Origin of the sequence: Candidatus Pelagibacter communis, assembly GCF_001179945.1 — a bacterium.
Lineage (GTDB): Bacteria > Pseudomonadota > Alphaproteobacteria > Pelagibacterales > Pelagibacteraceae > Pelagilacustribacter > Pelagilacustribacter ubique_A.
Map to the genome: position 1 here is coordinate 82,238 of NZ_CVSG01000075.1, position 23,932 is coordinate 106,169.

At 27.8% G+C, this 23,932-nt stretch carries 24 protein-coding genes; 15 read left to right on the forward strand and 9 right to left on the reverse strand.

Going from position 1 to position 23,932, the window contains the following annotated elements; genetic code table 11:
* Positions 1-41: 41 nt before the first annotated feature.
* Both AMN78_RS03180 and ndk read left to right on the forward strand, forming a co-directional pair.
* Entirely contained in the window at positions 42-1,502 is a 1,461-nt protein-coding gene (locus tag AMN78_RS03180; protein ID WP_075534141.1) for a leucyl aminopeptidase, read from the forward strand.
* On the forward strand, positions 1,495-1,905 hold the full coding sequence (ndk, locus tag AMN78_RS03185) for a nucleoside-diphosphate kinase (RefSeq protein ID WP_075534142.1): 411 nt from the start codon (positions 1,495-1,497) through the stop codon (positions 1,903-1,905). The genes AMN78_RS03180 and ndk overlap by 8 nt, the downstream gene beginning before the upstream one ends.
* Here ndk and purN read toward each other — a convergent pair.
* Positions 1,902-2,465, reverse strand: a complete 564-nt coding sequence (purN, locus tag AMN78_RS03190; protein ID WP_075534143.1) for a phosphoribosylglycinamide formyltransferase — start codon at positions 2,463-2,465, stop codon at positions 1,902-1,904. The two genes, ndk and purN, sit on opposite strands and share 4 nt — an antisense overlap.
* Entirely contained in the window at positions 2,459-3,487 is a 1,029-nt protein-coding gene (gene purM / locus AMN78_RS03195; protein ID WP_075534144.1) for a phosphoribosylformylglycinamidine cyclo-ligase, read from the reverse strand. The genes purN and purM overlap by 7 nt, the downstream gene beginning before the upstream one ends.
* Positions 3,488-3,512: 25 nt before the next feature.
* Between purM and AMN78_RS03200 the strand changes: the two genes are divergently transcribed.
* The 3 genes from AMN78_RS03200 to aspS are packed head-to-tail and all read left to right on the forward strand — an operon-like array spanning position 3,513 to position 6,993.
* Positions 3,513-4,556 carry a DUF2066 domain-containing protein gene (locus AMN78_RS03200; protein ID WP_075534145.1) on the forward strand — a complete coding sequence of 348 codons (1,044 nt, stop codon included), beginning with the start codon at positions 3,513-3,515 and terminating at the stop codon, positions 4,554-4,556.
* Positions 4,553-5,209: an HdaA/DnaA family protein gene (locus AMN78_RS03205; RefSeq protein ID WP_075534146.1), complete on the forward strand. Its 657-nt coding sequence runs from the start codon at positions 4,553-4,555 to the stop codon at positions 5,207-5,209. Before AMN78_RS03200 ends, AMN78_RS03205 begins: the two co-directional genes overlap by 4 nt.
* Entirely contained in the window at positions 5,206-6,993 is a 1,788-nt protein-coding gene (gene aspS, locus AMN78_RS03210; RefSeq protein ID WP_075534147.1) for an aspartate--tRNA ligase, read from the forward strand. Before AMN78_RS03205 ends, aspS begins: the two co-directional genes overlap by 4 nt.
* Here aspS and AMN78_RS03215 read toward each other — a convergent pair.
* Positions 6,990-7,796 carry a TSCPD domain-containing protein gene (locus AMN78_RS03215; protein WP_075534148.1) on the reverse strand — a complete coding sequence of 269 codons (807 nt, stop codon included), beginning with the start codon at positions 7,794-7,796 and terminating at the stop codon, positions 6,990-6,992. The genes aspS and AMN78_RS03215 overlap by 4 nt on opposite strands.
* A 100-nt stretch (positions 7,797-7,896) precedes the next feature.
* Here AMN78_RS03215 and AMN78_RS03220 point away from each other — a divergent pair, with 100 nt between their 5' ends.
* Positions 7,897-8,247, forward strand: coding sequence for an NADH-ubiquinone oxidoreductase subunit NDUFA12 family protein (locus AMN78_RS03220; RefSeq protein WP_075534149.1), 351 nt, complete (start codon positions 7,897-7,899; stop codon positions 8,245-8,247).
* Positions 8,231-8,731: a DUF2155 domain-containing protein gene (locus AMN78_RS03225; protein ID WP_075534150.1), complete on the forward strand. Its 501-nt coding sequence runs from the start codon at positions 8,231-8,233 to the stop codon at positions 8,729-8,731. Before AMN78_RS03220 ends, AMN78_RS03225 begins: the two co-directional genes overlap by 17 nt.
* On the opposite strand, the gene accC is transcribed toward AMN78_RS03225, so the two are convergent.
* The 3 genes from accC to aroQ are packed head-to-tail and all read right to left on the reverse strand — an operon-like array spanning position 8,728 to position 10,931.
* The gene (accC, locus tag AMN78_RS03230; RefSeq protein WP_075534151.1) at positions 8,728-10,065 is read right to left on the reverse strand and encodes an acetyl-CoA carboxylase biotin carboxylase subunit; all 1,338 of its coding nucleotides are present in this window, start codon (positions 10,063-10,065) and stop codon (positions 8,728-8,730) included. The two genes, AMN78_RS03225 and accC, sit on opposite strands and share 4 nt — an antisense overlap.
* Positions 10,066-10,072: 7 nt before the next feature.
* On the reverse strand, positions 10,073-10,498 hold the full coding sequence (locus tag AMN78_RS03235) for an acetyl-CoA carboxylase biotin carboxyl carrier protein (protein ID WP_075534152.1): 426 nt from the start codon (positions 10,496-10,498) through the stop codon (positions 10,073-10,075).
* Positions 10,485-10,931: a type II 3-dehydroquinate dehydratase gene (gene aroQ / locus AMN78_RS03240; RefSeq protein ID WP_075534153.1), complete on the reverse strand. Its 447-nt coding sequence runs from the start codon at positions 10,929-10,931 to the stop codon at positions 10,485-10,487. Before aroQ ends, AMN78_RS03235 begins: the two co-directional genes overlap by 14 nt.
* 28 nt (positions 10,932-10,959) lie before the next feature.
* Between aroQ and thiS the strand changes: the two genes are divergently transcribed.
* Both thiS and AMN78_RS03250 read left to right on the forward strand, forming a co-directional pair.
* Entirely contained in the window at positions 10,960-11,163 is a 204-nt protein-coding gene (gene thiS, locus AMN78_RS03245; protein ID WP_075534154.1) for a sulfur carrier protein ThiS, read from the forward strand.
* Between the two features lies 1 nt (position 11,164).
* The gene (locus AMN78_RS03250; RefSeq protein ID WP_075534163.1) at positions 11,165-11,938 is read left to right on the forward strand and encodes a thiazole synthase; all 774 of its coding nucleotides are present in this window, start codon (positions 11,165-11,167) and stop codon (positions 11,936-11,938) included.
* Here AMN78_RS03250 and AMN78_RS03255 read toward each other — a convergent pair.
* Positions 11,930-13,738: an Rne/Rng family ribonuclease gene (locus AMN78_RS03255; RefSeq protein ID WP_075534155.1), complete on the reverse strand. Its 1,809-nt coding sequence runs from the start codon at positions 13,736-13,738 to the stop codon at positions 11,930-11,932. The two genes, AMN78_RS03250 and AMN78_RS03255, sit on opposite strands and share 9 nt — an antisense overlap.
* A gap of 144 nt (positions 13,739-13,882) precedes the next feature.
* Between AMN78_RS03255 and AMN78_RS03260 the strand changes: the two genes are divergently transcribed.
* Genes AMN78_RS03260 through AMN78_RS03270 form a run of 3 tightly spaced genes read left to right on the forward strand, consistent with a single transcriptional unit; the run spans position 13,883 to position 19,518 of the window.
* Positions 13,883-16,246: a penicillin-binding protein 1A gene (locus tag AMN78_RS03260; RefSeq protein ID WP_102133227.1), complete on the forward strand. Its 2,364-nt coding sequence runs from the start codon at positions 13,883-13,885 to the stop codon at positions 16,244-16,246.
* A gap of 39 nt (positions 16,247-16,285) precedes the next feature.
* Positions 16,286-17,335, forward strand: a complete 1,050-nt coding sequence (gene prfB, locus AMN78_RS03265; RefSeq protein WP_102133228.1) for a peptide chain release factor 2 — start codon at positions 16,286-16,288, stop codon at positions 17,333-17,335.
* Positions 17,335-19,518: a hypothetical protein gene (locus AMN78_RS03270; protein ID WP_075534157.1), complete on the forward strand. Its 2,184-nt coding sequence runs from the start codon at positions 17,335-17,337 to the stop codon at positions 19,516-19,518. Before prfB ends, AMN78_RS03270 begins: the two co-directional genes overlap by 1 nt.
* Here the strand turns inward: AMN78_RS03270 and tyrS are convergent.
* Positions 19,511-20,749: a tyrosine--tRNA ligase gene (gene tyrS, locus AMN78_RS03275; protein WP_075534158.1), complete on the reverse strand. Its 1,239-nt coding sequence runs from the start codon at positions 20,747-20,749 to the stop codon at positions 19,511-19,513. The genes AMN78_RS03270 and tyrS overlap by 8 nt on opposite strands.
* A gap of 55 nt (positions 20,750-20,804) precedes the next feature.
* Between tyrS and AMN78_RS03280 the strand changes: the two genes are divergently transcribed.
* Positions 20,805-21,920, forward strand: coding sequence for an anhydro-N-acetylmuramic acid kinase (locus tag AMN78_RS03280; RefSeq protein WP_075534159.1), 1,116 nt, complete (start codon positions 20,805-20,807; stop codon positions 21,918-21,920).
* Here AMN78_RS03280 and AMN78_RS03285 read toward each other — a convergent pair.
* Positions 21,917-22,573, reverse strand: a complete 657-nt coding sequence (locus AMN78_RS03285) for an alpha/beta hydrolase (protein WP_075534160.1) — start codon at positions 22,571-22,573, stop codon at positions 21,917-21,919. The two genes, AMN78_RS03280 and AMN78_RS03285, sit on opposite strands and share 4 nt — an antisense overlap.
* Before the next feature lie 131 nt (positions 22,574-22,704).
* On the opposite strand from AMN78_RS03285, the gene AMN78_RS03290 reads away from it, so the two are divergent.
* Both AMN78_RS03290 and sufB read left to right on the forward strand, forming a co-directional pair.
* Positions 22,705-23,121, forward strand: a complete 417-nt coding sequence (locus AMN78_RS03290) for an Rrf2 family transcriptional regulator (RefSeq protein ID WP_075534165.1) — start codon at positions 22,705-22,707, stop codon at positions 23,119-23,121.
* 2 nt (positions 23,122-23,123) lie between these two features.
* On the forward strand, positions 23,124-23,932 hold an 809-nt coding region (sufB, locus tag AMN78_RS03295), incomplete at its 3' end, for a Fe-S cluster assembly protein SufB (RefSeq protein ID WP_075534161.1).

Genomic DNA, 23,932 nt, shown 5'->3' on the forward strand with positions numbered 1-23,932 from the left:
GACTTATATCACTGACACAAATAGGCTTTAATTAAAAATATATGTCAACAAAAATTAATTATCTTAACTCAAACAAAAACAAATCCTTATCGTCTAATATTGTTTTATTTTCTAAAGAGAAATTCAAAATTAATAATTTGAAAAAATATCTATCCAAATCTGAATTTATTTATATTGAAGATTTGCTTAAATCTTTTGACATCAAAAAAAATATTTTTGTTTTTGAGTCAAGCTCCAAAAGAAAAATTATTTTAATATCATTAAAAGATAACATGAAAACTTATGAAGTAGAAAACGTTGGAGCAGAATTTTATGGTCATGTTAATCAAGGGAAAAATAATGAATATTTTTTAATTTCAGATAGTTTAGATGATAAACAAAACAATTTTTTAGGTCATTTTTTACATGGTCTTAAATTAAAGTCTTACGAATTTAAAAAATATAAAACAAAAAACGATAGTAAAAATATTTTAATAAACATTGTTGGAAATAAAAATAAGCCTTCGATACAAAATCAATTAAAATTTAAATCTTTAGAACAAGGAACTTTTTATGCTAGAGATTTAGTTTCTGAGCCAGGAAATGTTTTGCACCCAGATGAATACGCAAAAAGAATATCTTCTTTAAAAAAAGAAGGATTAAGAATAAACATCTATGATGAAAAAAAATTAAAAAAACTAGGTATGTATGCTCTGCTAGGCGTTGGTCAAGGGAGCACAAAAGGTTCTTATCTTATAACAATGGAGTGGAATGGTGCAAAAAACAATTCTAAACCTCTTGCGTTTGTAGGAAAAGGAGTTTGTTTTGACACGGGTGGTTACTCTCTTAAGCCTGCAAGATTTATGGAAGATATGACTTACGATATGGCAGGTTCAGCTACAGTAGTTGGCCTTATGAAAAATTTAGCACTTAGAAAAGCTAAAATAAATGCTGTAGGAGTAGTTGGTCTTGTAGAAAATATGGTGAGTGGAAACGCACAACGCCCTGGAGATATTGTTAAATCTTATAGTGGAAAAACAATTGAAATATTAAATACAGATGCAGAGGGAAGATTAGTTTTAGCAGATGCCTTAACTTTTACTGAAAAGAAATTTAAACCAAAACTAATTGTTGATCTTGCTACTCTTACAGGCGCAATAATTGTCTGTTTAGGCTCTGAATATGCTGGTCTTTTCTCAAATGATAATAAATTATCTAAACAGCTTTTTGAAGCAGGCGAAAAGGTAAATGAAAAAGTCTGGAGAATGCCTTTACATAAAAATTACGATAAACTCATGGATTCTAAAAATGCAGATGTGCAAAACATAAACTATATTGGGGGCGCTGGCTCAACTACTGCTGCCCAATTTTTGCAAAGATTTATTTTGAAAAATACTCCTTGGGCACATTTGGATATAGCAGGAATGGCATTTTCAAAATATGGAGGGGCTTTAAATTCTGGTGGTGCAACAGGATTTGGTGTGAGGTTATTAAATCAATTTGTTGAAGACAATTATGAGTAGTACTGAGCAAACATTATCAATTATAAAACCTGATGCTGTAGAGAGAAATTTAGTCGAGAAAATAAAAGAAATCTTTAAAAAAAATAATTTAGTTATCAAAGATAGTAAAAAAATCCAGATTTCTAAAGAGGAAGCTGCAGACTTTTACAAAGTTCATCAATCTAAGCCATTTTATGATCAACTATGCACTTATTTGTCATCAGGTCCAATAGTAGTAATGATTTTGCAAGGAGAAAATGCAGTAATATTAAACAGAGAGCTGATGGGAGCTACAAATCCAAAAGAGGCTAAAGAAAATACCATAAGAAAGTTATATGGAATATCAATTGATAAAAATTCTGTTCACGGTTCAGACTCAAACTCTAATGCAAAAAAAGAAATAGATTTTTTTTTTAAACATTAATAATTTTGAAAAATTTTTATAATTGACTCAGGAAACACTGAATATTCTAACTTTTGTGTTTTTTGCCTTAATGTTTCTTCATTATCAGATGGATCAATAAAAAAAAACCTCTGAGAAATTATTTTTCCATTATCTAATTTTTCATCTACAAAATGAACTGTACAACCTGTTTTTTTCTCTTTATGTTTTAAAATTTTAGAAAACGTGTTTAAGCCTTTAAATTTTGGCAAAAGAGAGGGGTGAATATTTATTACTTTTTTTCCAAAATTTCTTAAAAATTTTTTTGACAATATTTTCATGTATCCAGCTAAACAAATTATAGAAATATTGCGTTTTTTAAGATCTTGAAGCAAATAATTTTCAAAATTTTGAGATTTTGTATTTATGATTAAATACGGAATAAAATTTTTCTTGGCATGCAATACTCCCAAAGCTTTCTTTTTGTTACTTACTACTAATTTGATTGAAATAGGAAAGCTATAATCCCTAGATCTGTTTATCAAATTTTTTAAATTTGAACCTTTCCCAGATATAAAAATACATGCATTTTTTTTTACCATTTTAAATTCTTATAGAGACTAACCTTTTTTTTATTTCTTGAAATATATCCAATTTCGTAAGGGAGAAAATTTTTAGAAAAATTTTTTCTAATTTTAGCGACATTTTTCTTTGGTGTGATAACACAAAATCCTATACCACAATTAAAAGTTTTTAACATTTCAGCATCAGAGATATTTTTCTTTTTAAGCCATTTAAAAATTTTAGGGATTTTAATTTTAGATAAATCAATGTTCAAGCTTAGCTTTTCTGGAATCGATCTAATTAAATTTTCAATAAGCCCACCACCAGTTATATGAGCTGCAGACGAAATTAAATTATTTTTAGTCAAATTCAAAATTTCTTGAGAATAAATTTTAGTTGGTTTTAATAATTCATTTTTAATACTTTTATCAATTTTATTTTCACCTAGGATTTTTCTGACTAGAGAATATCCATTAGAATGAATACCATTTGACGGTATACCTAAAACTACATCTTTATTTTTTACGTTTTTTTTATTTAAAATTTTTTTTTTTGAAACTATCCCAACACTGAATCCAGCTAAATCAAATTTATCCTTTGAATAAACACCTGGCATCTCTGCTGTCTCGCCACCAATTAATTTACAATTTGAAATTTCACAACCACGAAAAATACCATTTAAAATTTTCTTTGCTTTATTAATTTCGAGTTTACCTACTGCAATATAATCCAGGAAAAAAAGTGGCTTAGCACCTTGCACAACTAAATCATTCACACACATTGCAACTAAATCAATGCCTATTGTATCGAATTTTTTAAATTTGTTGGCTAACTCAATCTTAGTTCCCACCCCATCGGTACATGAGACAATTACTGGGTCTTTAATTTTACTTTTACTAATATCGTATAGGGAGCCAAAGCCCCCAATAAGATCTTTATCTAAATAATTATTCCTTTTTTTGACATTTTTTTTTGATATTTTTGATATGTGTTTAACCAATTTATTAGCTAATGAAATATTTACACCACTTTTTTTGTAACTATTTTGTATTTTTTTCATTAGTAAAAATGATATTTAAACTTAAATGAGTTATTATAAAATTTCTTTCATTATTTTAATTATTTTTCTTAAAACTGGAAATGTTTTATCATTAGAAAATATTTTTAATGTTAATAATATTGAAATTGCGAAAAAGTCAAATAATTCTAATGATGATTTAGCCAATAAAGCAATTAAAAAGGGATTTGAGGAACTCTTAGAAAAGATACTTTTAGATAAAGATATAAAAAAAATATCAGAATTGGAATTTTCTAAAATTAAAGAATTAGTGTCATACTACCAAATTGCCAATGAGACGAAAAATAGTGACAAAGAAAAAGTTAATTTTAATATTTTTTTTGATAAAGATAAATTACATTCACTGTTTTCTAACAAGAGTATTTCTTACTCAGATATTTCCGATAAAGAATTATATTTATTACCTGTAATATTAAAAAAAAACGAGATAATAATTTATAATAATAATTATTTTTACGATTATTGGAATAAGATATATCAATCTGAACTTATTGAATTTATTTTACCGATTGAAAATATTGAAGTGATTCAAAATATAAGTGTTAACAAAGAAAATTTATATGGAATTGACCTTCAAATTTTATTTAAAGAGTATGAAAATAAAAATTTAGCCTTAGTATTAATCGAAGATATTGGATCAAATGAGAAAAAAATTTATTTAAGAACAAAGATAATAAATAAAAAAATTGATAAAACAATTAAAATTAAAAAAGGCGCAAATACTGAAAAATTTAATGATGAAATCATTAAAGTAATTAGTAAGGAATTGATTAATGTTATTAAGTCTCAAAATTTAATAGATGTAAGAACTCCTTCTTTCTTAAATGCAAGACTAATAACTAATAAAAAAAATAATTTGGTAGAATTAAATAATAGGCTACAAAATCTAGATACCGTTGATGGAATATTTGTTCAGGAATTTAATAACAAATATGTGCTATTAAAGATAAGATATTTAGGTAAATTAGATAAAATTATTAATCAACTTAAACAACAAAATATTATGCTTGAATTTACTAACGATCAATGGAATTTGAAAATTAAAAAATGAGTCAGTTAACATTTAAATTTCCATTTAAAAAAAAATATTTTGAGCAAGATTTTTTTGTTTCAAGTAATAATTTTTCTGCGTACAAGCTAATTGAAAGTTGGCCAAATTGGCCAGGTAATTGGCTGAACGTGTATGGAGCATCAGGTTCAGGTAAAACTCATTTATCTAAAATACTAGAAAAAAAAATTGAAAAAATTATAGTTCTAGATGAAAGTAAGCTTGATAATACAGTTGTTTCTGGACTTAATAAAAGCGAGTGCTTAATCATTGATGATTTTAAAAATAAAATTGATGATAAATTATTTTATTCTTTGTTGAATCATTCAAAACAATTAAATAACTATATTTTAGTAAATAGCTTTAAACCTTTAAATAAATTCAATTTTACATTAAATGACTTGAAATCGAGAATTGGTAGCTTTATAAATATTGGAATAGATCTTCCACCAGATGATTTATTGCATGTTATAATTTCAAAATCTTTCTCGGAGAAACAAATAACCATTAGTCCAAAAATTTCTGATTATATTGTAAAAAATGTTGAGAGATCTTATGATAAAATGTTCAAATTTCTTAAAGATGTTGATGATTTGTCTTTATCTTCTGGAAAATCAATAAATATTAATCTAATAAAAAAAGTACTAAATAAATGAATAAATTTAGAACACATAATTGTTCAGAGATAAGTGAAAAAGATCTCAATAAAAATGTAACAATTTCTGGATGGCTTCATAGAAGAAGAGATCACGGAAATTTAATTTTTATTGATATCAGAGACCATTATGGAATCACCCAATGTGTAACAGAAAATAATAATAAATTTTTTTCAATTTTAGAAAAGATTAAACCTGAGTCAGTACTTAAAATAACTGGAAAAGTAATCAAAAGAGAAAAAGGAACAGAAAACTTGGAATTAAAAACTGGAAAAATAGAGATACAAATTCATGGTTTAGAAATTTTATCGAATGCAAAAGAATTACCCATCCCAGTATTTGGTGAACAAGAGTATCCTGAAGAAATAAGACTTAAATATAGGTTCTTAGATTTAAGGCGAGAAGAGATGCATAAAAATATAGTACTTAGATCTAATGTAATTTCATTTATAAGATCAGAAATGTTAAAGTTAGGTTTTTTAGAATATCAAACCCCAATTTTGACATCCTCAAGTCCTGAGGGAGCTAGAGATTTTTTGGTACCAAGTAGGTTAAATCCTGGTAAGTTTTATGCTTTACCACAAGCTCCTCAGCAATTTAAGCAATTGGTAATGGTCTCTGGTTTTGATAAATATTTTCAAATAGCTCCATGTTTTAGAGATGAGGATGCCAGGGCCGATAGAAGTCCTGGAGAGTTTTATCAACTCGATTTAGAAATGTCATTTGTAGAGCAGGAAGATGTATTTAAAGTTGTAGAAAAGCTTTTTGTAAATTTATTTAAAAAATTTTCTTCAAAAAAAATACTATCAGAAGAATTTCCGAGAATTTCTTATAAAGATTCAATGTTAAGATATGGTACAGATAAACCTGATTTAAGAAATCCTTTAATCATCCAGGATGTGACTAATATTTTTGAAAGAGACGATGTAAAGTTTGATATTTTTAAAAAACTTGTGAAATCTGGATCTAAGGTCAGGGCAATTGTTACAAAAAACACAAAAAATAAATCAAGAAGTTTTTTTGACAATATTGATAAATGGGCTAAAGAACAGGGAGCATCTGGATTAGCATATTTTACTTTAGAAAAAGACAAAAAAATTTCTGCTAAAGGTCCTGTGGGTAAATTTTTTAGTGAGGATGCACTCATAACAATTCAATCACAGTGTGAAGCAAAAATAGGGGATAGTATATTTTTTGCTTGCGGCAAACAAAATGAAGTAGAAAAAATTTTATCTCTAGCAAGAAATAAAATAGCACAAGATTTGGAAATTATAGAAGAGAATGTCTTTTCATTTTGTTGGATCGTAGATTATCCAATGTTTGAGAAAGATGAAAAAACAAATAAAATTGTTTTCAGTCATAATCCTTTCTCTATGCCACAAGGAGATATAAAAAGTATGAATTTTGATAAACCTTTAGAAATTAAAGCTTATCAGTATGATATTGTATGTAATGGAGTAGAACTGTCGTCAGGAGCAATAAGAAATCATATACCCGAGTTAATGTACAAGTTGTTTTCTATTGTTGGGTACAATGAAAAGGATGTAAAAGAAAAATTTAGTGGAATGATTAATGCTTTAAGTTATGGCGCACCACCTCACGGAGGGATTGCGCCCGGTATAGATAGAATAGTAATGTTACTAGCTAACAAAAATAATATTAGAGAAGTAACATTATTTCCTATGAATCAAAATGCACAAGATTTGATGATGTCTGCTCCCTCAAATGTTGAGACTAAACAGCTAAAAGAACTTGGTATAAAATTGGATATTAAGAAAAACTAATTTTTAGTTTTTAAATTGATTCTAACATCTGAGAGATCTATCAATTTTTCTTCTAAGTTGCTTCTCACAAAACCTTTTGAGGTGATATTTTTGACTATTTTTAAAAATTTATCGTCAGTATTTTCATTTAGAACAGCTTTAGAACTTGCTATCGATGGTGTGTGAGCAAGTTCCTCTTTACCTAAATAAGAAATCGCTAACTCTCTGAAAACATAATCTAAAATTGACGATGCACTTAAGATCCTGTCATTTCCAACAACGTTTCCAGAAGGTTCGAATTTTGTGTCAATAAAAGCATCGACATACTCATCCAAAGGAACTCCATACTGTAATCCAAGCGAAATAGCTATAGCAAAGTTATTCATCATCGCTTTAACTAATTCACCTTCTTTATTGGTGTCTATAAATATTTCACCAATTTTACCGTCATCATATTCTCCAGTATGAAGATAAACTTTATGATCTCCTATTTGCGCTTTTTGAATATAACCTTTTCTTCTATCTGGCATTTTGAATCTTGTATTATTTTTTTGTTTAATATTAATGTTCTCTATTGTTTTTTTGCTAATATTTCCTGAAATTTTTTTAGAAATTGTGGTATCAACCTTCACATTTTCATTTTTGGTCTCTTTTTTTTCACCAATTTTTTTTGTTTTCCTATTATTTAATTTAACGTCAATTATTTCAACGTTTCCATCATTTCTTTCATCTATTTTAGATAGTTCTTTATCGTTTAGATCACTCAAAGTATGAACTGTTTTAAAAGTACAAGTATAATAAGTTTCAACAATGAATTTTTTCATAATATATTGGAATCTATCTGTTTAAGATATATATTAATACTTAGAAGTGTCTATTATTATATTATACACTTCTTAATTGTGTGGATTTTAAATTTCAAATATGAGTTTAAAAGTAATTTTTACTTGGTGGAATAGACAAACATTGGGAACGTTTTTGAAAACCTTATTTACAGGTAAATTTGTAGGAAAAGATAAATTTGGAAACAAATATTACAAAAATAAAAATGATGAAAGATGGGTAATTTACTCAAAAGAGGTTGAGGCAACTAAAATAACCGCTGACTGGTATCATTGGATTCATCATACAAATGACAAGATTCCCAGTGAGAGTGATAAAAAATATATTTGGCAAAAAGAACATTCAGAAAATAAAACTGGGACAACAGAAAGTTTTAAACCTGTAAAGATAAAAAAAGACGACAATTTGAAAAAATATGAAACATGGAAATAATTTTAAAATAATTTACATTTTTTTAGCATTATTTTCTTCAAATATACTTTCAGCTGAGGAAAAAATTTTAAGTACGCCGTTAATTAATCTTGATCGAATTCAACCAAGTTTTGAAGTTTCCGATGGTGAAAATGATAGTTTATCTACAAAAAATCAAATCAAAGAAAAGAAAAATGAAAAAATTAATTCGCATGCTGTTTTAATTGGTTTAGACAAAATAACCGCTAAATCATCAAAAATTCAAGTGAATTTAGATGAAATAAAAAAATTCGGTCCATTAGAAATAAAAATTCTTAAATGCGGTAAAGTAAAAGTACACAATCAAGTAAATGATGTAGCATATATGCAAGTGAAGGATCTTACTAAAAATGAAAATGAAAAAGTTTATATTTTTAATGGATGGACTTTTTCATCTGACCCGAATTTAACTCCTTTCGATCATGCGATATATGATTTGCAATTACTACATTGTAACAAAGTTTAGAAAAATTTTTCTTTTTCTAACCAGTTAGTATCGAAATTTGAGCTTAAAAACTTTTTATGTTTAAGTATTTTTTTATGCAAATCGATTGTTGTAGTTATGCCCTCAAGGACAAATTCGTCAAGTGATCTTAAAGTTCTTTGAATAGCTTCGGTCCTGTTTCTTCCTTTACAAATCACTTTTGCAATTAAACTATCGTAATAAGGAGTCACTTTACAACCTTGAAAAACTGAACCGTCTACTCTTGTTCTAAAACCAGAAGGCTGATGGCAAACACTAATTGTGCCAGGACTAGGTTGGAAATTCAGAGAAGGATTTTCTGCGTTTATTCTACACTCAATCGTATGACCCCGAGGATTTATATCGCTTTGTTTTAAAGCAGTTTCACCTGTAAAGGCGATCCAAAGTTGCTCCTTAACGATATCAATACCTGTTTGAACTTCAGTTACAGGATGCTCAACTTGAACTCTAGTATTCATCTCTAAAAAATAAAACTTGCCATTTTCATAAATAAACTCAACTGTTCCGGCGCCTTCATAATTTATTTGTTCAACCATTTTAACTGTTTTTTCTAATAAATCCTTTCTTTCGTTTTCAGTTATCACTGGACTAGGAGTCTCTTCAATTAGTTTCTGATGCCTTCTTTGAACAGAACAGTCTCTTTCACCTAGTTGAACAGTTTTATTTTTTCCTGACATAATTTGCACTTCTATATGCCTTGGGTTTTTAAAATATTTTTCGATATAAAGTTCATCATTATTAAAAAATTTTTTAGCCTCTGATTTTGCTAAAAGGAAAAGGCTTTCTAATTTTTCCTCTTCCTCAACGATTTTCATACCTTTTCCACCTCCACCCCCAGCAGCTTTTATTAAAACTGGATATCCAATTTCTTTACAAATTGATTTAGCTTCATCCAAAGATTTAACTCCAGCCTCTGAACCTTCAATAACTGGTAAACCATATTTCTTTGCAACACGTTTAGCTTCTATTTTGTCTCCCATCATTGAAATTATTTTAGCACTTGGGCCTATAAATTTTATTCCATGTTTATTCACAATTTCTGAAAATTTTGCATTTTCTGATAGAAATCCATATCCTGGATGAACAGCTTCAGCTCCAGTTAAATCTACAGCAGACATAATAGATGAAATATTTAAATAACTATTTTGAGGTTGGTGTGAGCCAATACATACACTTTCATCCGCTAATCTAACATGCATAGAATCTGAATCTACATCAGAATGCACCGCAACAGTCTTAATTCCCCATTCTTTGCAAGCTCTAATTACTCTAACAGCTATTTCACCTCTGTTAGCTATTAAGACTTTATTAAACATTATTAAATTATTTTAAAAGAACTAAAGTTTGACCAAATTCTACAGGCTGACCATCCTCGATCATTATTTTTTTAACTTCTCCATTAGCGGTAGAGGGAACATGATTCATTGTTTTCATTGCTTCTACAATCATTACAGTTTGTCCTTTTTTAATTTTATCACCCACTTCTACAAATTTTTTTGCTCCTGGTTCCGGCGCTAAGTAAGCTGTCCCGATTATTGGAGATTTAATTCTTACACCATCAATTTCATCAGATGATTTTAATACTGCTTTATTAGGAGAAACAACCGCACTTGTTTTTACTTGATCAATTAATTTTGATCCTTTTGATACTTTAATTTTTGTTGGCCCGTCCTGATACTCCAATTCAGAGAGCTCAAATTCTTTAAGGTTATCTACAAGTTCTTTTATTAATTTTTTATCTATTTTCATCTTCTAAAATTTTCTTCATAGCTTTTAAAGACATTATATAGCCCTCAGACCCAAAACCACAAATAATACCGCTGGCAACTTTACTAATTAAAGATTTGTGCCTGAAGTCTTCTCTATTATAAATGTTGCTTATATGCAATTCAATAATTGGAATTTTTAATACTTTTAAAGCATCATGAATAGCTACAGATGTGTGTGTATAACCTCCAGCATTTATAATTATGCCATCTTGATCATTTCTTGAATTTTGTATTTGAGTAATTAATTCTCCTTCAATATTTGACTGAAATAAAGAAAGTTTAATATTATTTTTGTCAGCAAAATCTTTACAATTTTTCTCAATGTCTTTTAAAGTGAGACTTCCATATTGTATTTTTTCTCTTTCACCTAAAAGGTTGAGGTTTGGTCCATTAAGAACTATAATTTTATTCATAAGTTTCTTGATATTGAATAACTTAATTATGGCAAAAATACAATTAAATGGAAAAAAAGTAGTAATAAAATCTAAATATTCGATATTGGATCTTTTAAAAAAATACAATTTAGATAAAAAAAAAATAGCAGTAGAATATAATGGTGTAATAGTCCCTAAAGTTTTCTTTAAAAAAAAATATTTAAAAAACAATGATAAACTAGAAATAGTGCACTTTATTGGTGGAGGATAATTTGAAAAAAGATATTTTTAAAGTTGCAGGTACATCTCTTAAATCCAGATTAATTATTGGAACTGGAAAATATAAAAGTCTTTCAGAAACTGCTAAGGCAGTAAAAGCTTCAGGAGCAAGTATGGTAACTGTAGCCGTCAGACGAGTAAATATATTAGATAAAACAAAACCATTACTAAGTGATTATATTAATCCTAAAAAAACAATTTTTTTGCCAAATACAGCTGGTTGTTTTACGTCAGGTGAAGCTTTAAGAACTTTGAGATTAGCAAGAGAAATGGGTGGATGGAAATTAGTTAAATTAGAAGTTTTAGGTGACAAAAAAACTTTATACCCAAATATGATAGAAACAGTTAAGACTACAAAAATACTTGTTAAAGAAGGATTTAAAGTTATGGTCTATTGTACTGATGACCCACTATTAGCAAAAAAATTAGAGGATAATGGCGCATCAGCTATTATGCCTTTAGCTTCCCCAATTGGTTCTGGTTTGGGAATACAAAATAAAGTTAATATTTCACTAATCATTAAACAATCAAAAGTCCCGGTTATAATTGATGCTGGAATAGGGACAGCCTCTGATGCAACTATTGCCATGGAGTTAGGATGTGACGGAGTTTTAATCAATAGTGCTATAGCTAAAGCTAAAAAACCAATATTGATGGCTGAAGCTTTTAAAGATGCGGTAATTTCAGGAAGAAATTCCTATTTAGCTGGCAGGATGGGTAAAAATCATTTTGCGACAGCAAGTTCTCCAACTAAAGGTTTAATTTGATTTCTTTTTTCTTCTCACCCATAGTGTCCTAGGATTTTTTTTTGTTTTAACCTTTTTTATTTCTTTTTTAGATTTTTTTCCTTCCTTTTTTCCTTTAGAAATATCAATTATAGTTTTTTTACTACTTACAATATTTTCTAAATATTCTATTTTATTTATTAATTTTTTTGATTTATTTAATAGCTCAATTTTATATTCAGGTATAATCAACTCTTTGTTAGATAAAATTTCAACTTTGAACGAGTATTTTTTTTGAAAATATTTCAATTCCTCAAGTAGATTTTTTTCTATATATAATTTCACCTTTTCTGGCACATATGACCTAAGTATTTTTACTTTGTCGCCAAAAGCTAAATACTGAATTTTCTTTAGAATTTTTTGAGAAAACGATCCTAATGACAATTGAGTTTCCCATTTGATAGAACCTTCCCTTAGTCTTTGCCTTGTCATTTCTAATAAACCAAAGTTACTTATCTTTCCTAGTTGTATTCTAGCTCTATCTTTTCTAATACTTTCTCTCATTCTTTTTTCAACTGTACGCCTATTATAAAAATTCATCATATCTATAAAATCTATTACAATTAAACCTGATAAATCTCTTAATTTAATTTGACGAGCAATTTCTTCAGCAGCTTCTAAATTTGTATTTAATGCAGTTTTTTCAATATTTGTTTGTTTTGTTGACTGACCTGAGTTGATATCGATGGAAACCAAAGCCTCAGTGGGATTTATGACTATATAGCCTCCAGATTTAAGTTTCACAGTGGGTTCAAAAATATTATTTAATTCTTTTTCAATATTCGCATCTTGAAACAATGGTTTTTTACCCCTGTATTTTTTAATATTTTTAACGTTTTTAGGCATTAGCTCTTTCATGAATTTTTTCGCTTTTTGATATGCTTCATTACCTTCGATATATATATTTTTAGTGTCGTTATCATAAGTATCTCTTAAAGTTCTTTTAATTATATCTCCTTCCTCATAAACCAATGAAGGCGCATTGGAGTCTATTGCTTTATCTTTAATTTCTTCCCAAGTTTTTAAAGTATTTTGAAAATCTTTTTCAATTTCATTTTTTGTTTTATTAGCACCCGCTGTTCTAACGATTACTCCCATACTTTTTGGTATTTGAATTTCGTTCAAAATAGTTCTTATTTTTTGTCTATCAGAAGAGTTAAAAATTTTTCTTGATATTCCTCCACCTTTCGGAGTGTTAGGCATTAAAACCATATATTTTCCAGCCAATGAAATAAAAGTGGTTAGAGCAGCTCCTTTTTGACCTCGTTCCTCTTTAATAACTTGAATTAGGACAACTTGACCGGGCTTAATTACTTCTTGAATTTTATATCTTTTAATACCGTATGAAGATTTTATTTCTTCTCTATACTCTTTTTTTTCTATTTCACCAGATTTAGATATTTCGTTATTTTCAACAATATTATTTTCTTGAGAAGAATTTGATGAATTATTCTCACTAGACTCTTCTAAATTCTTATTTTTTAAACTTTCCCTTATTTCCTCTTCAACTTCTTTGATTTTTTCTTTATCTTCAAAAGGGATCTGGTAATAGTCTGACTGAATATCATTAAAAGCTAAAAAACCATGTCTATCCCTTCCAAAATTAACAAAAGCAGCCTGTAAAGACGGCTCAACTCTACTTATTGCTCCTAAATAAATATTATTTTTAAAAGTTAAATTGTTTTTGTCTTCAAACTCATATTCTTCAATTGAATTAGTAGATTTAAGAATAATACGTGTTTCATTTGGATGCGATGCATCAATATATAAATTTTTTTCCATTTTGATTGAATTCCTTTTATTTTTGCAAAAACTGTGAATTTTAATTTAGTCATATGGTTATTTTATACGATTTTAACTATAAATACACATATTTAAATTTAAATGCCTAAAGAAAGTCAAATTTTTTAACAATATAAAGGTTAGATGCTTAAATTTATTAATTTTTCTATTAAATCTATTATAATTTTTTTTATAATAACACTGCTCTTTTTATTATCTACTTTGTGGTACTTTTCCATTGGTTTACCTGATTATAAAAAGCTATCTAATTATCAACCACCTATATCAAGCAGAGTCTATTCTGAAGATGGAAAATTAATAGCAGAGTATGCCATAGAGAAAAGATTGTTTGTTCCTTATGACTCTATACCTACTACGATAATAAACTCATTTCTTTCTGCAGAGGATAAAAACTTTTTTAATCATCCGGGAATAGACGCTAAAGGAATTTTGAGAGCTTTCATAAACAACATTAAAAATATATCACAAAACAAAAGATTAGAAGGAGCTTCCACAATTACTCAACAAGTAGCTAAAAATTTTCTTCTAACTAACGAAGTTTCAATAAAAAGAAAAATCAAAGAGGCAATTTTAGCTTTTAGAATTGAAAGAGCTTATTCAAAAGAGAGAATTTTAGAACTTTATTTGAATCAGATTTACCTTGGACAAGGAACATATGGAATTGCTGCTGCAAGTCTAGAATATTTTGATAAACCAATAAAGGAATTGAGTTATGCTGATGCCGCTTTACTAGCTGCTTTGCCTAAAGCTCCAAGTAAATATAATCCTTACAGATTTCCAGAGATAAGTAAATTTAGAAGAAATTTAGTTTTAAAGAATTTAGAGGAAAATAAATTTATTTCTAAAGATGAGTTTAAAAATTTGAAAGCTTCAACATTAAAATTAAAAAAAAGAAAAATAGAAATTGTAAATGAGGCAAATTCTTATACCGAGGAGGTTAGGCGATCAGTAAAAGAAAATTATGGTTTTGAAAAATTATATTCAGAGGGACTTAGCATAAGAACACCACTTAATATTAATTATCAAATTCAAGCACTTGAGTCTCTGAGAAAAGGAATTGAAGATTATGACAAACGACATGGGTGGAGGGGTCCAATTTCAAATACTCAAAAAAATAAAAATTGGAAATATAAATTAGATAGTTTTAAATTAGATCCAACCTTGGGCTGGAAATTTGCAGAAATTCAAGGTGTAAATAATACAGAAATAAATTTTAAAATTATCAACGAAAAAGATACAAAAGATATTTTCGGTGTACTAAGTAATAAAAAAGTTAAGTGGGCCCTTTCTAATAAAAAAACTTTAAAAGAAGTTTTTAAAGTTGGTGATATCGTATTTGTAAAAAAAAATAAAAATTCTTGGGGCTTAAAGCAATATCCAAAAGTTAATGGAGGTATTGTAGCATTAGATCCTTACACCGGAGACGTAAAAGCTCTAGTAGGTGGTTTTAACTTTCGGTCTAGCGAATTCAATAGAGTAACGCAAGCTAAGAGACAACCCGGCTCAGCATTTAAACCTATTGTGTATGCTGCAGCATTGGAAAATGGTTTTTCACCTAATTCAATTATTTTGGATGCACCATTTGTTGAAAGTCAAGGTGTGGGATTAAAAAACTGGAAACCAGAAAATTATGGAAAAAAATTTTACGGGCCTACTACTTTAAGAAAAGGCATAGAATATTCCAGGAATTTGATGACAGTGAGAGTAGCAAAAATTTTAGGATTGAATAAGATTTTAGAATTATCAAAAAAATTGGATATTTATGATGATATACCAGAACTTTTATCTGTTTCACTTGGGGCAGCTGAAACTACACTGTTAAATCTAACATCAGCTTATGCTCCATTTGTTAATGGAGGAAAAAAAATTAATCCTACATTAATCTCAAGAATACAGGATAGAAGAGGAAATACAATTTTCAGTTTAAAAAATAGAAAATGTATCGGTTGTGATAAATTTATAAATCAAAGTGAGGAACTTCCAAAGATAGAAAATACCAATATGAGAGTTTTTAGTGAGGAAACCGCTTACCAGATGGTGTCTATTCTTAATGGTACAGTCAAAAGAGGAACAGCAAAAAAATTAAAATCACTTAATGTTCCTTTAGCAGGTAAAACTGGCACAACAAATAAAAATTTCGATGCATGGTTTATAGGATTTTCTTCAAATTTAGTAATCGGGGTTTACATTGGTTTTGACAACCCACAAACTTTAGGAAAATTTGAAACTGGATCAAAAGCAGCTTTACCGATTTTTAAAAATTTTATTGAAAGTGCGCTTTTTAAAAATGATTTTAAAGAGTTCAAAGTCCCTGAAAACATTTATTTGACGTCTTTAAATTATGATACCGGACTAAAAGCTTCGTTAGGGGATAAAAAAACTATTATTGAAGCTCTTAAGGTGAAAGATATTAACAACATTAATAATAATAATTTAATTTCAATTAATAACCGTGATACTTTAATCAAATATAGGCAATTTTACTAATGCAAAATTTTGAAAATCAGCTGAACAATTTAGAAAAGAATCTTAAAAATATTAGGGGGTATCTTTGATAAAAATAAAGTTGAGAATAAAATCAAAGAACTTGAAAATATATCGCAAAAAGAAAATTTTTGGAAAGATCAAAAGCTTGTAAGAAAAACTGTCAAACAGAAAAAAATTTTTGAAGAGATCCTCAATACTTATAAAAGATCATTTAATGATATCTCAGATTTAAGAGAATTGTTTAATATTGCAATCAAGGAAAATGATGAAGAAACAATCAATGATTGTAATAATAAAATAGAAGAAATTCAAAAAACTTTAAGAAATTGCGAAAAAATTTGTTTTCTTTCCGGAGATAACGACGATTTGAACATTTATTTAGAAATACATGCAGGAGCTGGAGGCACTGAAAGTCAAGACTGGGCTGATATGCTAAGAAGGATGTATATAAAATGGTTTGATAAAAAAAAATACAAATATGAAATTATAAGTGAGCACAAAGGAGATGAAGCTGGTATTAAGTCCTCGATTTTAAAAGTAGACGGCGACTACTTGTATGGATTAATGAGATCTGAGTCAGGTGTTCACAGATTAGTTAGAATTTCGCCATTTGACAGTGGCGCGAGAAGACACACAAGCTTCGCAAGTGTTTGGGTTTATCCTGTTGTTGATGATGACATAGATATAAAAGTTGATGAGAAAGATTTAAGAATTGACACTTATAGATCCAGTGGAGCTGGTGGGCAACACGTAAATACAACTGATAGCGCAGTGAGAATTACTCATCTTCCAACTAAAATAGTTGTTCAATGTCAAAATGAGAGATCTCAACATAAAAATAAAGAAACTTGTTACAAAATGCTTAAAGCAAGATTGTACGAACATGAGATACAAAAAAGGGAGGAACAAAATCAAAAAAATTTAGATTCTAAAACCGATATTGGTTGGGGTCATCAAATAAGATCTTATATTTTACAACCTTATCAATTAGTTAAAGATTTGCGTAATAAGAAAGAAAGCACAAATCCTTCTAGTGTTCTTGATGGAAATATTGATGAGTTCATTGAGGAAGGTATTAAAAACAAATAATGAGAAAAATATTTAATTTATCATTTATCTTTATTTTAAGTGTTTTAACCTTGCTACTAGTATTTCTATCAACTACGGGCATAGAAACAAAAAGATTTAATAGTTTAATAACAAAAAAGATTAAAGAAAGTAACGCCAATATAGACTTAAATTTAGATACTATAAAATTCAAGCTTGATATTAGAGAAATTAGTTTATTTTTAGAGGCTAAAAATCCTAGTATAAACTTTAAAGAAATCAAACTTCCTATTAAGAATATAAAAGCTTATGTTAACTTTCTTTCTCTAATAAAATCTGAAAATAAGTTTGAAAAAATAAGTTTAAATTTTAATCAAATTAGTTTTGAAAATATCAAAAAAATTTCATCAATATTAAAACCATCGAATTTCTCGAGTTTTTTGAACAATAAACTCGTTGAAGGAAAATTGAATATACAAATTGAATTTTATTTTAATAAAAATAATGAAATAGAAAACTTTATAACAAAAGGATCAATAGAGGATGCAAAAATTAATTATGAAAAAGAAATCTTTTTAGAAAACACAAACTTTACTTTTTTTGCGGATAACACAGATATTTTGATAAAAAGTTTTCTTGGAAAATTTGGTCCATTGGATATAAAGGATGGTGACGCAAAAATTCAAATCTCCCCAGAAATTTCCATAGAAACTAATTTTTTGAGTAATATAAAAATTGATAATAAATTAAAAAAAGAATATGACTTTTTAAATCAATTCTTAAATTTAAATTCTTTAGATAATTTAAACGGTGAGTTCAACAATACTCTTTTTGTAAATCTAGACAAAACACTCAAAATTAAAAATTTTAATTTTAAAAATAGTGGTAAAATAATAAATGCAAAACTAAATTTTCAAAAATCTATCAAAAATTTTTTACTTGAGGATAGCCTTAAATTTATTATCGTAAAAGATACTGAGATAAATACTTTTATAAACTCAAATAAAAACAATATAGAAATTAAAGGCAAATATTCATTTAATAATAATAATTTTTTAGATTTTGAGTCAGAAAATATAATTAGTAAAGACATATTTAAATCTAAAATCAGAGCGAATATAGACGAAAAAATACAAATAGAACTAATAAATTATACAAAACCTAAAGAAATAATCGCTGAAGTTTCTATTGAACTTGAAAAATTTGGAGATAATCTTAAATTAAAGAATCTTAATTATGCGCAAGGTAAAAATTCAATAGTTATAAATGATCTTAAATTTCAAAAAGGTATATTTTCAAATTTAAAAAAAGCATCAGTAAAAACATTTTCTAAAAAAATATCAAATAATGATTTTAAAATTTTATTTGGGGATAAAATTATAATTGAAGGCAACAAATTTGATGCTAGTAATTTAGCCAAGCTTATAAATCAAAAAAAAAGTGACAATAATCTAAAAAAATTAAATAAGAATATTGAAATTAATATTGCTAAAGTTATTGCTCCTTTATCAGAAAAATTATTAAAATTTAGACTTATTGGAAAAATTGAAAGAGGAAAATTTATAAAAATTTCCTCTAAAGGTGATTTTGGAAATAATAATTTTTTAGATATCACAATGAAAAGTGATAAATTAAAGAAGAAAAAATATTTAGAAATCTACTCAGATATTACAAAACCATTGTTAACTGAATATAGTTTTTTCAGGGGATTAACAGGTGGAAAATTATTGTACACATCAATAATTGATGATAATTCCTCAACTTCTAAATTAAAAATTGAAAATTTTAAAGTTGTAAATGCACCTAACATGGTAAAACTACTAACTCTTGCAGACCTTGGAGGTTTAGCAGACTTAGCTGAAGGAGAAGGGATATCATTTGAAACATTAGAAATAGATATTGATCAAACGGATGAATTAATTAAGATAAATGAAATTTTAGCCTTGGGACCCAGTATCTCAGTTTTAATGGACGGTTATCAAGATAAAAACGTAACAAGCTTAAGAGGTACATTAATTCCAGCAAAAACACTAAACAAAATGATTTCCAGAATACCTTTAATTGGCGATATAATAATTCCGAAAGAAGTAGGAGAGGGATTATTTGGAATAAGCTTCAAAATGAAAGGACCTAAGGGAAAAATAAAAACATCGATAAATCCAATTAGAACAATTACTCCAAGATTTATTCAAAAAATTATAGATAGAAACAAAAAAATTAATTAATCTTAATAATATAATGTTTTTTCTTTCCATAAGAAATTTTTAAAACGTTATTTGTAAAATCTGTTAATTCTAAAATTTTTTTTGGGTCAGCAATTAAAATATCATTTATTTTCAATCCTTTATTTTCAATAATCCTTCTTGCTTCACTTTTAGAATGAACAATTTGATTTTTTGATAAAAAATCTAAAAGCTTTATTCCTTTTATGATATCTTTTTTTTTAACAATAATTTCTGGAAGACTTGATCCTAATCCTTTTCCGTGAAACGTGTCTTTAGCTGTTTGCTCTGCTTTGTTTGATGCAACTTCTCCATGTAAAATTTTGGTTGCTTCATTAGCTAATAAAATTTTTAGATCATTTATATTTGATTTTCTTTTAAATAGATTATCAATTTCATTAGTTTCTAACTCAGTAAAAAAGTTTAAAAATTTTTTTACATCTCTATCATCAGTATTTCTCCAAAATTGCCAATAATCATAAGCAGAAAACAAATCTTCGTTAAGCCAAACAGCGCCTGACTCTGTTTTACCCATCTTTGTTCCAGAAGCCAAAGTAATTAGTGGGGAGGTTATACCATATGCTTCTTTTTTAAGCATTCTTCTTATAAGCTCAACGCCATTTACAATATTTCCCCATTGATCTGAACCTCCAATTTGTAAAATACAATTATTTTTTTTATATAATTGATAAAAATCATAGGCTTGCAAAATCATATAGTTAAATTCCATATAACTAAGTGATTGTTCTCTCTCTAGTCTAAGTTTTACACTTTCAAAAGTAAGCATCTTGTTAATAGTAAAATGACTTCCAATATCGCGTAAAAATTTGATATAATTTAATTTTGTAAGCCATTTTGCGTTATCAACATAAATAGGCTTAGTATTTTTATTTGAAGTATCTAAAATTTTATTAAAAACTTTTTTTATACTTTTTATATTATTATTTATTTCTGTTTTTTCGAGAATTTTTCTAGTTGAGTCCTTACCTGATGGGTCACCAATTAATGTTGTGCCTCCTCCCAACAAAACGATTGGGCGATGACCATATTTTTGCATCATTTTAAGGATCATTATTTGAAGAAGACTTCCAACATGTAAACTTTTAGCTGTACAGTCAAAACCAATATAAGCAGAAATTGATTTTTTATCGCTAATTTCTTTGAGTTTATCAAAGTCTGTGCACTGACTTAAATAACCCCTAGAACTCATCTCAGCTAAAAATTTGTTTTTCATAGCACTTACTGTTTTAACTACTATTATACGAAAATTGTTATAAATAAATAAAAATATGAGTAAAAATTATACATCTTTAGGCTTGATGAGCGGGACATCTGGAGATGGAGTAGATGCTTCCATAATAAACTCAGATGGTGTTAATACATTTGAGACAATAAAAAATAAGTATTATGAATATGATTCTAATATTTACAAAGATTTTCATTTTTTAAAAGAAAGAATATTTAACCTGTACGATTTAAAAAGGCTCTCAAAAGAAGTTAACGAATTAGAAAGGAAAATTACATTATTTCACGCTAAGATTATTAAAGAATTATTAATCAATAACGACAAAACTTTAGTCGGTTTTCATGGTCAAACAATTTACCACAATGCGATGGAGAAAATTTCAAGGCAGTTAGGAGACGGAAAATTACTTTACCAACTAACAAAAAAGAGGATAATTTACAATTTTAGAGAAAATGATATTTTAAATGGTGGTGAAGGAGCGCCTCTTACACCTATATTTCATCAATTGATAGCAACTAAAAAAAAAATAAAACTTCCAATCTGTTTTCTTAATATTGGAGGAATATCAAATATTACAATTGTTAAAAATAAAAGAGGTTATGATGAATTATTTAGTAAAGATATTGGACCTGGAAATTGCCTTATTGATACTTGGGTGAGAAAAAATTCTGATAAAAAATTTGACCGAGACGGACACTTAGCAAGTATAGGAAAAAAAAATGAAATAATTTTCGAACAAGCTCAAGAATTGTATTATAACAGGAACAAAGAAAAAAAATCATTTGATACAAATGATTTTGATATATCGTTTTCTAGAGGTTTATCACTGGAAGATGGAACAACCACACTTACTGAGTTTACAGGAAGTATTATTGGTGAAACATTATCTCTTTTAGCAAAAGACGATAAGATATTTGAGGATATAATAATTTGTGGTGGAGGAAGAAAAAATAATACATTAATAAAAACTATTAAAAAAAATCTTTTTCAAAAATTTAAAATAAGTATGATAGATAACCTTGGAATTGATGGCGATTTTGTAGAGTCTCAAGCTTTTGGCTTTTTAGCAATTAGATCCTATAAAAAATTACCAATAACTTTTCCAAGCACTACCAATTGTAAAAAACCATGTTCAGGCGGTAAAATCGTTGAAAATTAAATAAGAGCGGTCTTCTCTTTTAAATATTTTTCTATTTCCAACGATAATTCTTTTTCTTTGTCTTTAAAAAAATGATTTGAATTTTTTATTTTAGAAAAAATTACCTCAACACCCTTTTGACTTTTAATTCTGTTATCAAGTTCATTAATACTTTCTTTAGTCACTAATTCATCATTTTCACTGTAAATTACTTGACCAGAAGTAGGACACGGAGCTAAAAATGAAAAATCGTAAACGTTAGGTTGTGGAGAAACTGCTATGAAATTATTTACTTCAGGTCTTCTCATTATAAGTTGCATACAAATCAATGATCCAAAAGAAAAACCAGAAACCCAACATTGACTATAATCTAAATTTTGTCTTTCAATCCAATCCAAAGCCGCTGCAGCATCAGAAAGTTCTCCTTGACCATTATCAAATACCCCGTCACTTTTACCAACACCTCTAAAGTTTACCTTTATCACTGAAAAACCATTTTCCAAAAAAATATTATACATAAGTTGAACAATTCTATTATTCATAGTTCCACCGTACTGAGGATGCGGATGAAGAACAATCGCTACAGGTGAACCAAACTTTGGATTTTTATAATATTTTGCTTCAAGTCTTCCGGCAGGCCCAGGAATGAAAATTTCTAAACTTTTTGGTTTCATAATTGATAATGATTATTATTAAAAAAAAAAGTACAGATTTATATCACGTTTTTATGCGACAAATATTTTTTTTTAATCCTGACCAAAATAGTAGGAATTCTTCTAAAACTATTATAATACAATGCTTAATTATGAAATTAACCAACAAAGGTAGATACGCAGTAATGGCAATGGCAGACTTAGCATCAAATGCTAAAGATGGGCCGATAAGTCTTACTGAAATTTCTATGAGACAAAATATTTCATTGGCTTATTTAGAACAAATTTTTTTAAAGCTTAAAAGCAACAAATTGGTTAAGAGCTCAAGAGGAGCTGCTGGAGGATATGTTTTAGAAAAACCAGCCTCCGAGATTAAGTTATCTAATATTATTTTTGCGGTTGATGAGGAAGTTAAAACATTAAATTGTAAAAAAAACTCAAAAAGAGGGTGCAATAACAAATCAACTAAATGTATTACTCATAATCTATGGGACCAATTAGATCAACACATAAATGGTTTTTTTGAAAAAGTAAAATTACAAGATCTTACTAAAACAGTTGAAAAATAACAATGAAGAGTGAAGAGTTAAATAATCAGGATTATAAATACGGTTTTACTACTGATATAGAAAATTTTAAAGCTCCAAAAGGACTTTCAGAGAAAACTATAAAATTTATTTCTGAAGTAAAAAAAGAACCTAAATGGATGCTCGATTGGAGATTAAAGGCATTTAATAGATTAAAAGTTTTAAAGGAACCTAACTGGCAAAAACCAAAATATCCAAAAATTAATTACCAAGACTTGTATTATTACTCAGCTCCAAAAAGCATGAAAGATAAACCAAAAAGCTTAGACGAAGTTGATCCGAAACTTATTGAAACATACAATAAACTTGGAATTCCTCTTAATGAACAAAAAAGATTAAGCGGAGTAGCTGTTGATGCAGTTTTTGACTCTGTTTCTGTGGCGACAACTTTTAAAGGAGAATTAGATAAAAAAGGGATAATTTTTTGCCCTATTTCTGAAGCCATTCAGAAACATCCAGATTTAGTAAAAAAATATTTAGGTTCTGTCATACCTCTTAGCGATCATTATTTTGCAACGCTTAACTCAGCAGTATTTACAGATGGGTCTTTTGTTTACATTCCACCTAACACAAGATGTCCAATGGAACTTTCTACTTATTTTAGAATAAACGCATCTGAAACAGGTCAATTCGAAAGAACATTAATCATTGCGGATAAAGGTAGTTACGTTAGTTATTTAGAAGGTTGCACAGCACCGATGAGGGACGAAAATCAATTACATGCAGCTAATGTAGAATTAGTAGCCTTAGATGATGCAGAGATAAAATACTCAACAGTTCAAAATTGGTATCC

Bases quoted from the DNA above. Each gene is read 5' to 3' on its own strand.
- AMN78_RS03255 (WP_075534155.1), bottom strand. From the start codon at position 13,738: ATGGAAAAAAATTTATATATTGATGCATCGCATCCAAATGAAACACGT.
- aroQ (WP_075534153.1), bottom strand. From the start codon at position 10,931: ATGAATAAAATTATAGTTCTTAATGGACCAAACCTCAACCTTTTAGGT.
- AMN78_RS03220 (WP_075534149.1), top strand. From the start codon at position 7,897: ATGAGTTTAAAAGTAATTTTTACTTGGTGGAATAGACAAACATTGGGA.
- AMN78_RS03280 (WP_075534159.1), top strand. From the start codon at position 20,805: ATGAGTAAAAATTATACATCTTTAGGCTTGATGAGCGGGACATCTGGA.
- ndk (WP_075534142.1), top strand. From the start codon at position 1,495: ATGAGTAGTACTGAGCAAACATTATCAATTATAAAACCTGATGCTGTA.
- aspS (WP_075534147.1), top strand. From the start codon at position 5,206: ATGAATAAATTTAGAACACATAATTGTTCAGAGATAAGTGAAAAAGAT.
- purN (WP_075534143.1), bottom strand. From the start codon at position 2,465: ATGGTAAAAAAAAATGCATGTATTTTTATATCTGGGAAAGGTTCAAAT.
- thiS (WP_075534154.1), top strand. From the start codon at position 10,960: ATGGCAAAAATACAATTAAATGGAAAAAAAGTAGTAATAAAATCTAAA.
- AMN78_RS03235 (WP_075534152.1), bottom strand. From the start codon at position 10,498: ATGAAAATAGATAAAAAATTAATAAAAGAACTTGTAGATAACCTTAAA.
- AMN78_RS03215 (WP_075534148.1), bottom strand. From the start codon at position 7,796: ATGAAAAAATTCATTGTTGAAACTTATTATACTTGTACTTTTAAAACA.
- AMN78_RS03205 (WP_075534146.1), top strand. From the start codon at position 4,553: ATGAGTCAGTTAACATTTAAATTTCCATTTAAAAAAAAATATTTTGAG.
- tyrS (WP_075534158.1), bottom strand. From the start codon at position 20,749: ATGAAAAACAAATTTTTAGCTGAGATGAGTTCTAGGGGTTATTTAAGT.
- AMN78_RS03290 (WP_075534165.1), top strand. From the start codon at position 22,705: ATGAAATTAACCAACAAAGGTAGATACGCAGTAATGGCAATGGCAGAC.
- AMN78_RS03180 (WP_075534141.1), top strand. From the start codon at position 42: ATGTCAACAAAAATTAATTATCTTAACTCAAACAAAAACAAATCCTTA.
- AMN78_RS03270 (WP_075534157.1), top strand. From the start codon at position 17,335: ATGAGAAAAATATTTAATTTATCATTTATCTTTATTTTAAGTGTTTTA.
- AMN78_RS03260 (WP_102133227.1), top strand. From the start codon at position 13,883: ATGCTTAAATTTATTAATTTTTCTATTAAATCTATTATAATTTTTTTT.
- AMN78_RS03285 (WP_075534160.1), bottom strand. From the start codon at position 22,573: ATGAAACCAAAAAGTTTAGAAATTTTCATTCCTGGGCCTGCCGGAAGA.
- accC (WP_075534151.1), bottom strand. From the start codon at position 10,065: ATGTTTAATAAAGTCTTAATAGCTAACAGAGGTGAAATAGCTGTTAGA.
- AMN78_RS03225 (WP_075534150.1), top strand. From the start codon at position 8,231: ATGAAACATGGAAATAATTTTAAAATAATTTACATTTTTTTAGCATTA.
- AMN78_RS03200 (WP_075534145.1), top strand. From the start codon at position 3,513: ATGAGTTATTATAAAATTTCTTTCATTATTTTAATTATTTTTCTTAAA.
- purM (WP_075534144.1), bottom strand. From the start codon at position 3,487: ATGAAAAAAATACAAAATAGTTACAAAAAAAGTGGTGTAAATATTTCA.